The organism is Kitasatospora sp. Root107, from assembly GCF_001424875.1.
Classification (GTDB): Bacteria; Actinomycetota; Actinomycetes; order Streptomycetales; family Streptomycetaceae; genus Kitasatospora.
In genome coordinates, this window is sequence record NZ_LMCT01000010.1 from 78,131 (window position 1) to 92,812 (window position 14,682).

Consider the following 14,682-nt stretch of genomic DNA (forward strand, 5'->3'; position numbering starts at 1 on the left):
CCACTCATTGACCCACTCGCGCCACCAACCACCAGTTCCCCGGGGGAAGTCCACCATGCGCATGTCCCGTTCCGCCGCCACCGTCACCGCCGCCCTGGTGCTCTCCGTCGGCCTGCCCGTCGTCGCCGGCGGCAGCTCCGCCTGGGCGGTCTGCGGGTCCGACCTCAAGGGCCGTACCCAGTCCCAGCCGCACCCCGCGAAGCACCAGGGCGAGCTGACGGTCACCCAGCTCAAGTCCCCGGCCCAGGTCACCGTGGGCGGTGCCGCGGTGGACGTCCCGGTGCGGATCACCAACAACACCGACGGCGACTACCGGGCGGTGGAGCCGGCGATCGGGCTCGGGCACTTCGTCGACGGACACGATCTGACCGTCAAGGACGTCCAGGCCTCCTGGCGCAAGGGCACCGGGAGTTGGCACCCGCTGGCGCTCCAGCCGGGCTGTACCCGAGGCCTGGTGAACGAGGACGAGGCGCTGCCGATGCTCGCGCTGCGCAAGGGCGAGTCGGTCGAGCTGACCTTCCGGGTCGGTGTGCCGGCCGGTGCGCCGACGGGCCTCGGCTTCGTCACCTACTCCGTCTCCGCGACCGGCGAGGACTGGCTCTCGGGCAACGCGAAGGGTGGCAGGCTGAGCCTGGTCCGTCCGAAGGCCTCCCCGGCTCCCGCTCCCGTCCGGGCCACTGCGTCGAGCGCCCCCACCGCGACCGCCGCCGAGCTGGCCGAGACCGGGCCGCGCACCCCGAACACCCTGCTGCTCACCTCCGCCGCCGCCTTCGTCGCCCTCGGCGCGGCCATCCTGCTGACGGTCCGCCGGCTCGGCCGGCGCTGAAAGAACCGGACGCCCGGCGCTGCCGGAAATCCCTCGAAAAGATTTCTGAACTCACCTGCAACCCCCGACGGGGATGCACGTCTTAACGGTTGAAGGCACGGAGAGCAGGGCCCGGCAGGAGCCGGCCAGGCGGCACCCCTTCACCAACTCATCGTCAGTTCCAGCTCCTTGGGGGAGACCCGTCATGCGTGCGCCCGTTATCAACCGTTTTGCGAAGATTGCTCCGCTGGCCGCCGTCGTCGCCCTCACCGCAGGGCTCACGGTCCTCCCCGCCTCCACCGCCTGGGCCTGCGGCGACGCGCCCTTCTCGAACTCCGCCCAGGCGCCCGAGCCGCAGCGCGCCACCACCCCGGCTCTCACCTTCGTCAACCCCAGGGCCACCACCCTCACCGCCGGCGGGCCGAAGGTCGAGTTCGGCGTGCAGATCGCCAACCACACCGGCGCCCCCTACAAGGCGATCAGCCCGGGACTCTCGTTCTGGAACCCGCAGTCCGGGGCCGCCGACAACCACCTGCCGAACGTCAACGTCCGGAAGCAGGACTTCACCGTCGAGGTGATGAAGGACGGCAAGTGGCAGCCGCTCAAGCTGCGCCTCGGCTGCGACCCGACGCTCTCCGCCGACACCTCGCTGCTCGACGCCCCGCTGGCCGACGGCCAGACCAAGCGCTACGTGTTCCGGATCGGGCTGGCCGCCACGGCACCGAAGGAGCAGCAGGGCATCGAGCTCCACGTGTCGTCCCAGGGTGACGCCCCCATGATCACAACCAACCTGAAGTTCAACCACCCGGCGGCCCAGCCCACCAAGCCCGCCACCCCGAAGGCCACCCCCTCGACCGCCGCCCCGGCCGCGCCGGTCACCCCGGTCACCCCGGCCGCCGTGCCCGCCGCCGCCAAGGACGTGCCCGCCACCGCACCGACGCCGAGCGTCTCGCCCACCGCCGCCGCCACCACCACCGAGCTGGCCGAAACCGGCAGCAGCACCCCGAACACCTTCCTGCTCGCCTCTGCCGCCGCCTTCGTCGCGCTCGGCGCCGGCGTGCTGCTGCTGGTCCGCCGCACCCTCCGCACCCGGGGCTGAAAAACGGACGGGCCCTGCTCCCGAGGGAGCAGGGCCCGTCCGCGTGCCGAAGGAGCGTCAGCCCCAGGTGATCAGGCGCTTCGGGCGCTCCAGGACGGCGGCCGTGTCGGCCAGCACCTTGGAGCCCAGCTCGCCGTCGACCAGGCGGTGATCGAAGGAGAGTGCCAGCGTGGTGACCAGGCGGGGCACCACCTTGCCCTTGTGCACCCACGGCAGCTCCCGGACCGCGCCGAAGGCCAGGATGGCGGCCTCGCCGGGGTTGAGGATCGGGGTGCCGGTGTCGACGCCGAAGACGCCGACGTTGGTGATCGTCACGGTGCCGCCGGACAGGTCGGCCGGCGAGGTCTTGCCCTGGCGCGCGACGTCGGTCAACTCGCCGAGGGCGGTCGCCAGTTGCGGCAGGGTCTTGGACCCGGCGTCCTTGATGTTGGGCACCAGCAGACCGCGCGGGGTGGCGGCCGCGATCCCCAGGTTGACCTGGCCCTTGAGCACGATCTCCTGGTTCGCCTCGTCCCAGGCGGCGTTGATCTCCGGGTGCCGCCGGATGGCGGTGAGCAGAGCCCGGGCGACCAGCAGCAGCGGGCTGACCCGGACGCCCTCACCCAGTTCGCCGCTCGCCTTGAGCTCGCGCACCAGCTTCATCGTCCGGGTGACGTCGACCTGGATGAACTCGGTGACGTGCGGCGCGGTGAACGCCGACGCGACCATCGCCTGCGCGGTGGCCTTCCGGACGCCCTTGACCGGCACCCGGACGTCACCCGTACCGACCGCGACCGGCAGCGGGGCGGCGGCAACGGGAGCGACGACGGGCTCGGCCACCGGCGCAGGGACGGCGGCGGCGTGCACGTCGTCCCGGGTGATCACACCGTCGGGGCCGGTCGGGGTGACCGTCCGCAGGTCGATGCCCAGGTCCTTGGCCAGCTTGCGCACCGGCGGCTTGGCCAACGGCCGTTCCGCCGACACGGGTTCGGCCTGCGCGGGCACCACCACGGCCGGAGCCGCGGCCGGAGCGGCCACCGCCGCGGCCGGAGCGGCCGGAGCCTTCCGGGCCCGCCGCTGGGCACCACCCGTACGCGGCCCGTACCCGACCAGCACCTCGCGGCGCTCGGGCACGGCAGCGTCCGGCGCCTCGACGACCGGAGCAGCGGCGGCAGCCGGCGCGGCGGCGGGCGCCGGCTCGGCGGCCCCCTCCCCCACCGCGACCGAGATGATCGACATGCCGACGTCCACCGTCGAACCGGCCGGGAAGAACAGCGTCTCGACGACCCCGTTGAACGGGATCGGCAGCTCGACCGCCGCCTTGGCGGTCTCCACCTCGCAGACCACCTGACCGTCCGTCACCACGTCGCCGGGCTTGACGTACCAGGTCAGGATCTCGGCCTCGGTCAGACCCTCGCCGACGTCCGGCATCTTGAACTCGCGGAGCGAGCGCACCTCAGTGGTCATTTCGCTCCTCTTCTCAGAACGCCAGTGCGCGGTCGACGGCGTCGAGCACGCGGTCCAGGTCGGGCAGGTAGGACTCCTCCACCCGGGACGGCGGGTACGGGGCGTGGTAGCCGCCGACCCGGAGCACCGGGGCCTCCAGGTGGTAGAAGCAGCGCTCGGTGATCCGGGCGGCGAGCTCGGAGCCCAGGCCCATGAAGACCGGCGCCTCGTGCACCACGATCGCCCGGCCGGTGCGCTTGACCGACTCCTCGACGGTGGCGAAGTCGATCGGCGAGATCGACCGCAGGTCGACCACCTCGAGGCGGCGGCCGTCCTCCTCGGCCGCCGCGGCGGCCTCCTGACAGACCTTCACCATCGGGCCGTACGCGATCAGCGTGGCGTCGGCACCCGGCCGGACCACCCGCGCGGAGTGCAGCCCGAGGTCGGCCGAGTCGCCGACCTCGCCCTTGTCCCAGTAACGGCGCTTCGGCTCCAGGAAGATCACCGGGTCGTCCGAGGCGATCGCCTGCCGGAGCATCCAGTGCGCGTCGTGCGCGTTGGAGGGGGTGACCACCCGCAGGCCGGCCGTGTGTGCGAAGTACGCCTCGTGCGACTCGCTGTGGTGCTCGACCGCGCCGATGCCGCCCGCGAACGGGATCCGCACGGTGACCGGCATCTTCACGTGCCCGAGCGCGCGGGCGTGCATCTTGGCCAGCTGGGAGACGATCTGGTCGAAGGCCGGGTAGACGAAGCCGTCGAACTGGATCTCCACCACCGGGCGGTAGCCGCGCAGCGCCAGGCCGATCGCGGTGCCGACGATGCCGGACTCGGCGAGCGGGGTGTCGATCACCCGGTCCTCGCCGAAGTCCTTCTGCAGGCCGTCGGTGATCCGGAAGACACCGCCGAGCTTCCCGATGTCCTCGCCCATCAGCAAGGTCTTCGGGTCGTTCTCCAGCGACTTGCGCAGCGCCTCGTTGAGCGCCTTGGCGATGCTGAGCTGACCGGCCATCAGTGGTTCTCCCCGCCCTCGAAGGAGGCGGCGTACGCCTCGTACTCCGCCCGTTCCTCGTCCACCAGAGTGTGCGGCTCCGCGTAGACGTGGTCGAAGATCAGTGTCGGGTCCGGGTCGGGCATGTTCCGGACGCCCTCGCGGACCCGCAGGCCGAGCTGCTCGCTCTCCGCCTCCAGCTCGGCGAAGAACGCCTCGTCGGCCAGGCCCTCGTGCTCCAGGTACGCCTTCAGCCGGGAGATCGGGTCCTTGACCTTCCAGGACTCGGTCTCCTCGGTGGCCCGGTAGCGGGTCGGGTCGTCGGAGGTGGTGTGCGCGCCCATCCGGTAGGTGAACGCCTCCACCAGCACCGGGCCGTTGCCGCTGCGGGCGTGGTCGAGCGCCCAGCGGGTCACCGCGAGGCAGGCCAGCACGTCGTTGCCGTCCACCCGGACGCCCGGGAAGCCGAAGCCGGAGGCGCGGCGGTAGAGCGGGATCCGGGTCTGGTTGGTGGTGGGCTCGGAGATCGCCCACTGGTTGTTCTGGCAGAAGAAGACCACCGGCGCGTTGTAGACCGAGGCGAAGGTGAACGCCTCGCTCACGTCGCCCTGGCTGGAGGCACCGTCACCGAAGTACGCGATCACCGCGTCGTCCGCGCTGTCCTTGGTGATGCCCATCGCGTAACCGGTGGCGTGCAGGGTCTGCGCGCCGATCACGATGGTGTAGAGGTGGAAGTTCTTCTCGTTCGGGTCCCAGCCGCCGTGGTTCACGCCGCGGAACATGCCGAGCAGGTTCAGCGGGTCGACGTCGCGGCACCAGGCCACGCCGTGCTCGCGGTAGGTCGGGAAGGCGTAGTCACCGGTGCGCATCGCCCGGCCCGAACCGACCTGGGCGGCCTCCTGGCCGAGCAGCGAGGCCCACAGGCCGAGCTCGCCCTGGCGCTGCAGCGAGGTGGCCTCGGCGTCGAAGCGCCGGACCAGCACCAGGTCCCGGTAGAGCGAGCGGAGCTCCTCCGGCGTGGTGGTCAGCGGGAAGTCCGGGTGCTCGACCCGGATGCCTTCCGGCGTGAGCAGCTGGATCAACTCCGGCTGGGCGTCCGGCTGGGACTCCGAAGACTGGGCCTCCGAAAGAACTGGCGGGAGGGTGTCAGGTACGGCGGGGGCAGCCTTCTTGCGCGCCCTCGTCGTGCTTTTGACGGTCACGTTCACTCCTCGGTCTGTCCGGCCGCCCGGGGTCGCCGGTGACCGGTCCGGTCACCGCCTCGCAGGAGCGCGTGGGTATGCGCACCGATCTGCTCAGCAGGTGGTGTTCCTTTTCCGACGGCGTCCCTTACGAGAACGTTACCCAGCGCAGCCCCTTGGCGCTTCTGCGCTAGGACGTCCTAGTTGTTCGGGTCGATGAGCGCCACGGGTGTGGCGCGGCTCTCATTTCGTGGCCGTCAGGACACCTGCGCACGCTATCCGGGCAGCTGTCTCCGCGTAAGGGGGTAACGGGCATCAATTTCCGCACGGTGGTCGGCACGGAGGACAGGACTTCGGTCCGTATTCATGGGAGCATTCGGCCGTGACTGGAAACGGACAAATCAGGGTATTCCTGCTCGATGATCATGAGGTCGTCCGCCGGGGCGTGCACGAGCTGCTGTCGATCGAGGACGACATCGAGGTGGTCGGCGAGGCCGGCACCGCCGCCGAGGCGCTCACCCGGATCCCGGCCGTCCGGCCGGACGTCGCCGTGCTCGACGTCCGCCTGCCGGATGGCAACGGGGTTGAGGTCTGCCGCGAGGTGCGCTCCCAGCACCCCGAGATCAAGTGCCTGATGCTCACCTCCTTCTCCGACGACGAGGCGCTCTTCGACGCCATCATGGCCGGGGCCTCCGGGTACGTACTGAAGGCCATCCGCGGCACCGACCTGATCTCCGCGGTCCGCGACGTGGCGGCGGGCAAGTCGCTGCTCGACCCGATCGCCACCAGTCGGGTGCTCGCGCGGCTCCGCGACGGGGGCGAGAAGGAGGACGAGCGGCTCGCCCAGTTGACGAAGCAGGAGCGCCGGATCCTCGACCTGATCGGCGAGGGGATGACCAATCGTCAGATCGGCAACGAGCTCCACCTGGCCGAGAAGACCGTCAAGAACTACGTCTCCAGCCTGCTCGCCAAGATGGGGATGGAGCGCCGGACCCAGGCCGCCGCGTACGTGGCCAGGCACCAGGCGGACCAGCACCACTGAGAGCAGATCGCTGACGCCCTGTCAAGTACCCCTGCCGGTAAGCACTACGCTCAGGGGACGTGACCCAAGGCACCTCCTTCGCGTGCGCACCGGCTCGCCCGGACACCAGCGCACCCCCCATCGGCACACTCAGCCCCCCGGTCCAGGACCGCACCCTGGCCGGGGTGCTGCGCACCTACCGGCTGGCCCGGTTCAGCGCCATACCGGTCGCCGAGGGGCTGCTCAACCGGGGGTACCGGGTGGAGACCGGCACCGGCCGGTTCTTCCTCAAGTGCTACGTCGACCAGGCCACCGCCACCCGCCCGGTGGTCGCCGCCCAGCACCGCGCGACCACCGCCCTGGCGGCGCTCGGCCTGCCGGTCGAGCCCCCGGTGCGGACCCGGGACGGCCGCACCTGGACCAGCCACGGCGGCCGCCTGTTCGCGCTCTTCCCCTGGATCGAGGGCGAACACCGGCACGGCACCGAGCTGGACCTACGGCAGTGCGGCGAGCTCGGCGCGCTACTCGGCCGCCTGCACGGCGCCCTTGCCGAGGTCTGCGCCCCCGTCCGGCAGCCGGCCGGCCACCGGTCCGCCGACCCGGCGGAGACCGCCCTCCTGGTCGGCCGCCTCCGTGAGCAGGCCAGGGCCGCCGGGACCGGCTCCTTCGACACCCTCGCCGAACGACGGCTCACCGAACGGCTCGACCTGCTCGACACCCACCGGCACCGCCGCCCCGCCCCGCAGGCCGCCCCGCCCACCGGCTGGACCCACGGCGACTTCCACGGCCTCAACCTGCTCCACCGGCACGGCCGGGTGACGGCCGTACTGGACTGGGACAAACTCGGCCCCCGCCCCCAGGCCGAAGAGGCGGTCCGGGCCGCCACCCTGCTCTTCGACGACCGCACCACCGGAGTCCTCGACCTCAACCGGGTCCGCCGCTGGTCCCGCGCCTACCGCAGCACCGGCGCCGCCGGCACCGCCGACCTGGCCGCCGCCACGCACCGGGTCTGGTGGGAACGCCTCAACGACCTCTGGATGCTCCAGTGGCACTACCAGCGCGCCGACCACCGCGCCGACCACCTCTTCGCCGCCTCGGCCGGCCAACTCACCTGGTGGTGCCAGGAGTACGAACAGGTCCTCGACGCCCTGACCAACTGACCCTGATTCAGGCAGGTGCTCAGGCATCTACGGTCAGGGGCTCGGGGCCCTGCTGATGGGCGGCTCCGCCGCGGGGCGACGCCGACATCGGAAAAGGTGATCCGTGCGTCGATGGTCAGGCACTTTCGCAGTGACCCGAACGCCAGACCTCCGCGCCCCGCGGCGGAGCCGCAAGTCAGCAGAGCCCCGAGCCCCTGGGTGGTGCAACCTCGGGACCTGCGAAAACTACGAGTTCGGGTTCGCCGCCGGAGTGCTGGGCGGAGCCGGGTTGGACGGGGAGCCGGCGGGCGACGGCGTCGGGGTCGGGGTGGGTGTCGGCGTGGGGGTCGGGGTGGGTGTCGGCGTCGGCGTGGGTGTCGGGCTCGGCGACGGCGAAGGGGTGGGCGTCGGGGTCGGGGTCGGTGTCGGCGTGGGAGTCGGACTCGGCGACGCCGTCCGGGAGTTGGTCTTGGTGGGCGACGGGGACGGCGACTCCGACGGGGACGGCGTGGCCGAGGCCGAGCTGGACGCCGAGGGAGTGACCGGCGGCTCGGTGCCCTTGTCGTTGTTGTTCAGTGCCAGCCCGATGCCGACGCCTGCGGCGCCGAGCACCAGCAGCACCCCGGCCACCACCGGCCAGGGATTCCGTCGCCCCTTCGGCTCCTCCCCGCCTGACCCGTCGTCACCTCCGGCACCGACGCCACCACCGCCGCCACCGCCGACCGCCGGGTACGGCGCCGAGGGCGTCTTGAACGGCGAGCCCACCGGATACCCCAGCACCGCCGTCGGATCGGTACCGGCTCCGACACCGCCGAGCGGCTCGGTGATCGCGGTGCCCCCACTCGGGACGCCTTCGTAGCCGGGGTAGCCGCCGGTGTTGCCGGCCCCGGCCGCTGCCAGCCCGGCCGCCGCGGCGGCCGCGGCGGCGGCTCCCGCCGCGTAGCCGGCCCCGGCCGCACCGTGCATCTCCCGCAGCGCGTGCTGCAGGTGGGCCCGGAACTCGTCCGCGCTCTGGAACCGGTCGTCCGGGTCCTTCGCCAGCGAGCGCAGCACCATCGCGTCCAGCTCGACCGGCACCCGGTCGTTGGCCTCCGAGGGCGGCACCGGTGCGTCCTGGACGTGCTGGTAGACCACCGAGAGCGGGGTTTCACCGGTGAACGGCGGGCGCAGCGCCAGCAGTTCGTAGAGCATGCAGCCGGCCGCGTACAGGTCGGACCGGTGGTCCACCGGCTTGCCGAGGGCCTGCTCGGGCGAGAGGTACTGCGGGGTGCCCATCACCATGCCGGTCTGGGTCATGGTGCTGGCCGGTCCGGTGAGCGCGCGGGCGATGCCGAAGTCCATCACCTTGACCGCGCCGCCGGTCGTGATGATCACGTTGGCGGGCTTGATGTCCCGGTGCACGATGCCGTGCCGGTGGCTGTAGGCGAGCGCCTCCAGCACCCCGGCGATGATGATCAGCGCCTGGTCGACCGGCGGCGCCTCCTCGTCCACCAGCAGCTCGCGGACGGTGCGGCCCTCGACCAGCTCCATCACGATGTACGGCGTGGACTCGCCGTTCTCGATCTCTTCGCCGGTGTCGTAGACCGCGACGATCGAGTGATGGTTGAGCGAGGCGACGGAGTGCGCCTCCCGGGTGAACCGGAGCCGGGCGGTCTCGTCCTGGGCCAGTTCGGTGCGGAGCAGCTTGACCGCGACGGTCCTGGCCAGCCGGATGTCCTGGGCCGCGAACACCTCGGCCATCCCGCCCCGGCCGAGCCGGTGGGTGAGCCGGTAGCGGCCCTCGCCGACGGTGCCGAGCGGTGCGGCGGTGCCCCGTCCCGGTGTGGCCGGCCCGGGGCCGCCACCTGCGGGCAGCACAGCCGTCTCCGCCGTCTCGGCGGTGCTGGGCGTGGGGGTGGCCGTCGGCACCTCGGGCGTCTCGGGGGTCTCGTCCGCGCCGTCGCCCGGCTGCTGTGTCTGTGCCATCACTCCTCGCCCCGGGCGGGTCGCCCTGTCAGTTGCGTCCTTGGAACGCTACCGCTTCGGCGGGCCCGCCGTGCCGTGGCGGAGCCGGTGCGACGGTCAGATCGGCTGGTCCGGGAGGTACTGGCTCGAAGCCGTCGAGGCACCGGAGTCGTAGGTGTTGTTCTGCCGGTTCTGCTCCTGCTTGGCCGCCACGATGGCGACGATCACCGAGGCCAGCACGATCACCCCGATGATCACCCCGACGATCACGAGCGCGGTCGAGCAGCCATTCCCCTTCGCCGCCTGCGGGGCGAACTGCGGTGCGGCGTACGGCTGCTGGGGGTACGGCTGCTGATGACCCAACGGGTACGGCGACGGCTGCTGCTGCGGGAAGGGCCCCGGCGTGTGCGGCCCCGGGTACGGCTGGGCGAAGGCCGGCGGCGGGGTCTGCGGGCCGTACGGCGGCGGGGTGGACGGCTGGTACGGCTGGTGCACCTGCGGGGCGGGCCCGCGCAGGTCGCCACTGACCTGCGGGAAGCCGGTCAGCGAACCCCCGGCCGAGACCGCGCCGCCGGCCGACACCGAACGCGGACCCTCGCCGATCACCAGCGGGGTGGCCACCCGCAGCGGCGTCCCGCCGTCCGACGCTCCGGCCGCGATCCGCTCCAGCTCGGCCCGCATCGCCTCGGCGGTGGGGAACCGGTGCGCCGGGTCCTTGCGCATCGCTCTGGCCACCAGGGCGTCCACCCCGGGGCGGACCGCCGGGTTGAGCCCGGACGGCGAGGGCGCCTCCTCCTGCACGTGCTTGTACGCGATCGAGAAGGGTGAGTCACCGTCGAACGGCAGCTGCCCGGTGAGCAGTTCGAACAGCATGCAGCCGACCGAGTAGAGGTCCGAGCGGGCGTCCACGCTCTTGCCGAGCGCCTGCTCCGGCGAGAGGTACTGCGGGGTGCCGACCACCATGCCGGTCTGGGTCATCGAGGTCACCCCGGACTGCAGGGCGCGCGCGATGCCGAAGTCCATCACCTTCACGGTGCCCTTGGCGCTGACCATCACGTTGCCCGGCTTGATGTCCCGGTGCACCAGGCCCTGGTCGTGCGAGGCCTCCAGCGCGGACAGCACCGCCCCGGTGATCTTCAGCGCCTGGTCGGCGGGCATCGCGCCGTGCTTGGCGATCGCCTCGTTCAGCACGTCGCGGAGCGCCTGGCCCTCGACGTACTCCATCACGATGTAGGGGGTGGTCGCGCCGTCCGGACCGATGTCCTCGCCGCTGTCGAAGACCGAGACGATGTTGGTGTGCTGCAGCCTGGCGACCGCCTGCGCCTCCCGGCGGAACCTCTCCCGGAAAGCCTGCTCCCGGCCCAGCTCGGTGTGCAGGGTCTTCACCGCGACCTTGCGGTCCAGCACGGTGTCGTGGGCCAGGTGGACGGAGGCCATCCCACCCTGGCCGAGCAGGTGCCGCAGCACGTACCGGCCGCCTGCCAGCGAGTGTCCCTCGCCCGTGCTGCCGTCCTCGCCGCTCATGCTCTCCTGCTTCCCCCTCCGGCTGCGGAGGTGTCCCGGCTGCCCAGCCGTCCGGGTGCAGAACCGGACCGACCCCGGCCGCCGACCCGCAGGGGCCGACGACAGGGGTCAGGGTATCGGCTCGGCCCGCCGCCACCGGGTGCCGGGGCGGGGCCGTGTCCGAGCTGGAACGAAGTCCGCGCAGCAGCTCTACAGGTACGGGCCCGAGCGGATGCCGCGTCCCTCGACCGGCTCGTCGAACTCCGCCTCGGCGCCGTGGCTGCCGGGCGGCAGCGCGCGCCGCATCTGCTCCAACTGGGCCCTGGCGGCCATCTGCTGGGCGAACAGCGCGGTCTGGATGCCGTGGAACAGGCCCTCCAGCCAGCCGACCAGCTGGGCCTGGGCGATCCGCAGCTCGGCCTCGGTCGGGATGGTGTCCTCGGTGAACGGCAGCGAGAGCCGCTCCAGCTCCTCCACCAGCTCCGGCGCCAGGCCGAGCTCCAGCTCCTTGATCGAGCTGGCGTGGATGTCCTTCAGCCTGACCCGGCTGGCCTCGTCGAGAGGAGCCATCCGGACCTCCTCCAGCAGCTGCTTGATCATGCTGCCGATCCGCATGACCTTGGCGGGCTGCTCGACCATCTCGGTCACCGGCAGCTCGCGCGGCTCCATCGCCTCGCCCTCGCCGAACCGGCCGAACCCGGCCCCGGGGACCGCCCCGACCGGCATCCCGTCCGGGCCCACGATCTGCACCTTCGGGGCGTCCTCCGACTGCGACCGTTCGTTCATCGGCTTAGTCATAGCTCCTTCATATGCTTCACGCGGGGGGAGGGTCAACTCACCGACCATCATGCCGGGTACGAGGCCGCCCGCGCCGCCGATCCGGCCTGACCCGCTGTCAGCGGCGGCGCAGCCGCAAGCCGACCAGCGCCAGCCCGCAACCGATCATCGCCAGCCCGGCACCGAGCGGCAGTTGCAGGTTGGAGGCGTCGGTCCAGCGCAGCGGGGCGGTGAGGCCGGCCGCCATCTGGACGGCAGCCGCAGGCCGGTCGGCCGACTCCACGGGCTCGGCCGGTGCTGCCTGCTCGCCGGGCTCGGTCGCCGAGCCGGTCGGGTCGGCGGGTGCGGCGCGCTCGGGCAGCGGGGCAGCCTGCTCGGCGACGGCGGGGGCCGCCGGAGCGGGCGGCTGGTGCGCGGGGACCTGGCCCTGGCGGGCGGGCCCGACCGGCAGCACGGGCGCGGCCGGGCGGGCGGGGGCCACGGGGCTCGGCAACGGCGTCGGCTCCGTTGCGGGGATCGGGGTGGGAGTCGGGACGGGCGTCGGGGTGGGAGTCTGAGCCGGGCTCGGCTCGGCGGACGGCTCGGCACTGGGCCCGGCGGTCGGCGACGGGTCGGGCCTGGGCTCCCCGGACGGTATCGGCGAGGGCGCGACGGGCTCCGACGGCTGGGGCTTCGCCGGCACGGTCCGCACCGGGCTCGAGCCCGGGACGACCGGCAGCTGAACGGTGGGCAGCGCGGGTAGCTGAGGCAGCTTGGGGAGGACCGGGAGCTGGGGTATCAGCACCGGCGGCACGGTGGTCAGCACCACCTCCACCTGCGGCGGGCCCGCCGGCTCCCGCTCCTCCGCCAGCGCGGTCGGCCCGGCCAGCAGCAGCGGCACCGCCACGCCGGCCAGTACGGCGGTACGCCAGATCACCGTGACCGGAACGGGACGTGCTGAGAACGCGAACGGAAGTGCGGCCACGGAGGGAGGTCCTTCCGACGGCCGACCGCGCTGGGACGCGGACGGCGGCGGGACAGCTCCGCACCAGCCTCACACAATCCGACAATCCAGGCATTTCGTACCCAGTCGGAGATCTGCCGCGGCTCCCGGTCCGGAGCCGCGGCAGGTCCCGCGGTCAGCGCGTGAGCAGCACCTTGCCGACCTGCTCGCCCGCCTCCAGCACGCGGTGCGCCTCCGCCGCCGCGGTCAGCGGCAGCACCCGGTCGATCACCGGCTTGACCACGCCCGCCTCGATCAGCGGCCAGACGTGCTCGCGAACCGCCGCCACGATCGCCGCCTTCTCGCCGAGCGGGCGGCCGCGCAGCGTGGTGGCGGCCACCGCGGCCCGCTTGGCGAGCAGCTTGGAGAGGTCCAGCTCGCCCTTCACCCCGCCCTGCAGACCGATCACGACCAGGCGGCCGTTGGTGGCCAGCGCGTCGAGGTTCCGGTCCAGGTACTTGGCACCCATGATGTCCAGGATCACGTCCGCCCCGGCCCCACCGGTGGCGGCCGCGACCTCCTCGACGAAGTCCTGCTTCCGGTAGTCGATGCCGACGTCCGCACCGAGTTCGGCACAGCGGGCCAGCTTGTCGGAACTCCCGGCGGTGACCAGCACCTTGGCCCCGACCGCCTTGGCCAGCTGGATCGCCATGGTGCCGATGCCGCTGGCGCCGCCGTGCAGCAGCACCGTCTCGGCGGGGCGCAGATGGGCCACCATGAAGAGGTTGGACCAGACCGTGCAGGCCACCTCCGGCAGCGCGGCCGCCTCGGTCACGCTCAACCCCTCCGGCACGGGCAGCAGTTGGCCGACCGGCACGGCCACCAGCTCGGCGTACCCGCCGCCCACCAGCAGGGCGCAGACCTGGTCGCCGACCGCCCAGCCGGCCACCCCGGCCCCGAGGGCGACGATCCGCCCCGCGCACTCGAGCCCGGGGTACGGCGAGGTGCCGGCCGGCGGTGCGTAGCGGCCCTGCCGCTGCAACAGGTCGGCCCGGTTCACGGCGCTGGCCGTGATCTCGACCAGCACCTCCCCGGCGACGGGCACCGGGTCGGGCACCTCCGCCCACACCAGTGCTTCGGGACCACCGGGCTGAGGAATCGTCATCGCATGCATACCTCCGACGGTACTGCCCCGCCGGGGTGGCCTCAGGCCGACGGGACCGCCTGCTGGATGGTGATGAGGCGGTCGGTGAGCTGGAGGACGGCGGCTTCGGGTTCGGTGTAGTTGAGGACCCGTCGGCCACGCACGACCGCGACCACCAGATCGGTGCAGTCACGCGGACTGTGCCCCGCCTCGGCCTTGGTGACCGGACGCTCCACCACATCCAGCCCGTTGCCGTACGTCAGCAGATCCTCCATCACCGCCCCCGCATGCGGACTCAGCATCGACATCCCCAGCAACCGCCCCGCNGCGGCTTCGGGTTCGGTGTAGTTGAGGACCCGTCGGCCACGCACGACCGCGACCACCAGATCGGTGCAGTCACGCGGACTGTGCCCCGCCTCGGCCTTGGTGACCGGCCGCTCCACCACATCCAGCCCGTTGCCGTACGTCAGCAGATCCTCCATCACCGCCCCCGCATGCGGACTCAGCATCGACATCCCCAGCAACCGCCCCGCCGAACTCGAACTGGTCACCACCACATCCGCACCACTCTGCCGCAGCAACGGCGCGTTCTCGTCCTCCCGCACCGCCGCCACCACCGTCGCATGCTTGTTCAACTGACGCGCAGTCAACGTCACCAACACCGACGTGTCATCCCGCTCCGGAGCAACCACCACCCGGCTGGCCGTAGGCAGTTCAGCCCGCAACAACGTCTC

General features: G+C 72.4%; 11 protein-coding genes and 3 pseudogenes. 4 read left to right on the plus strand and 10 right to left on the minus strand.

The window, feature by feature from the left end; all coding sequences use genetic code 11:
• Positions 1-55: 55 nt before the first annotated feature.
• Together ASC99_RS38405 and ASC99_RS10060 are read left to right on the plus strand one after the other, a co-directional pair.
• Positions 56-826, plus strand: coding sequence for a hypothetical protein (locus tag ASC99_RS38405; protein WP_157531461.1), 771 nt, complete (start codon positions 56-58; stop codon positions 824-826).
• A 184-nt stretch (positions 827-1,010) separates the two neighbouring features.
• Positions 1,011-1,904, plus strand: coding sequence for a hypothetical protein (locus ASC99_RS10060; RefSeq protein WP_057230399.1), 894 nt, complete (start codon positions 1,011-1,013; stop codon positions 1,902-1,904).
• 57 nt (positions 1,905-1,961) lie between these two features.
• Here ASC99_RS10060 and ASC99_RS10065 read toward each other — a convergent pair whose 3' ends face one another.
• Genes ASC99_RS10065 through pdhA form a run of 3 tightly spaced genes read right to left on the minus strand, consistent with a single transcriptional unit; the run spans position 1,962 to position 5,519 of the window.
• The gene (locus tag ASC99_RS10065) at positions 1,962-3,350 is read right to left on the minus strand and encodes a dihydrolipoamide acetyltransferase family protein (protein WP_057230401.1); all 1,389 of its coding nucleotides are present in this window, start codon (positions 3,348-3,350) and stop codon (positions 1,962-1,964) included.
• A gap of 13 nt (positions 3,351-3,363) precedes the next feature.
• On the minus strand, positions 3,364-4,338 hold the full coding sequence (locus ASC99_RS10070; protein WP_057230403.1) for an alpha-ketoacid dehydrogenase subunit beta: 975 nt from the start codon (positions 4,336-4,338) through the stop codon (positions 3,364-3,366).
• Positions 4,338-5,519: a pyruvate dehydrogenase (acetyl-transferring) E1 component subunit alpha gene (pdhA, locus tag ASC99_RS10075; RefSeq protein ID WP_057230405.1), complete on the minus strand. Its 1,182-nt coding sequence runs from the start codon at positions 5,517-5,519 to the stop codon at positions 4,338-4,340. The genes ASC99_RS10070 and pdhA overlap by 1 nt, the downstream gene beginning before the upstream one ends.
• A gap of 361 nt (positions 5,520-5,880) precedes the next feature.
• On the opposite strand from pdhA, the gene ASC99_RS10080 reads away from it, so the two are divergent.
• A complete protein-coding gene (locus ASC99_RS10080) occupies positions 5,881-6,540 on the plus strand; it encodes a response regulator transcription factor (protein ID WP_057230407.1) in 660 nt (219 codons plus the stop codon).
• A 59-nt stretch (positions 6,541-6,599) separates the two neighbouring features.
• A complete protein-coding gene (locus ASC99_RS10085) occupies positions 6,600-7,679 on the plus strand; it encodes a phosphotransferase enzyme family protein (RefSeq protein ID WP_082598222.1) in 1,080 nt (359 codons plus the stop codon).
• A gap of 225 nt (positions 7,680-7,904) precedes the next feature.
• Here the strand turns inward: ASC99_RS10085 and ASC99_RS10090 are convergent, their stop codons facing one another.
• From ASC99_RS10090 to ASC99_RS10115, 7 genes and pseudogenes are all read right to left on the minus strand, one after another.
• A complete protein-coding gene (locus ASC99_RS10090; RefSeq protein WP_082598223.1) occupies positions 7,905-9,623 on the minus strand; it encodes a protein kinase in 1,719 nt (572 codons plus the stop codon).
• A 174-nt stretch (positions 9,624-9,797) separates the two neighbouring features.
• A pseudogene (locus tag ASC99_RS10095) lies at positions 9,798-11,126 on the minus strand (protein kinase); the annotation flags it as partial.
• Positions 11,127-11,315: 189 nt separating this feature from the next.
• The gene (locus ASC99_RS10100; RefSeq protein ID WP_057230409.1) at positions 11,316-11,903 is read right to left on the minus strand and encodes a bacterial proteasome activator family protein; all 588 of its coding nucleotides are present in this window, start codon (positions 11,901-11,903) and stop codon (positions 11,316-11,318) included.
• A gap of 97 nt (positions 11,904-12,000) precedes the next feature.
• The gene (locus tag ASC99_RS10105) at positions 12,001-12,846 is read right to left on the minus strand and encodes a hypothetical protein (RefSeq protein WP_057230411.1); all 846 of its coding nucleotides are present in this window, start codon (positions 12,844-12,846) and stop codon (positions 12,001-12,003) included.
• A gap of 154 nt (positions 12,847-13,000) precedes the next feature.
• Positions 13,001-13,978 (minus strand): NAD(P)H-quinone oxidoreductase, encoded by a 978-nt coding sequence (locus ASC99_RS10110; RefSeq protein ID WP_057230413.1) that lies wholly within the window; start codon positions 13,976-13,978, stop codon positions 13,001-13,003.
• Between the two features lie 32 nt (positions 13,979-14,010).
• Positions 14,011-14,274 (minus strand): annotated as a pseudogene (locus ASC99_RS40295) (Ion channel protein); the annotation flags it as partial.
• A 1-nt stretch (position 14,275) separates the two neighbouring features.
• Positions 14,276-14,682: pseudogene (locus ASC99_RS10115) on the minus strand (NAD-binding protein); the annotation flags it as partial.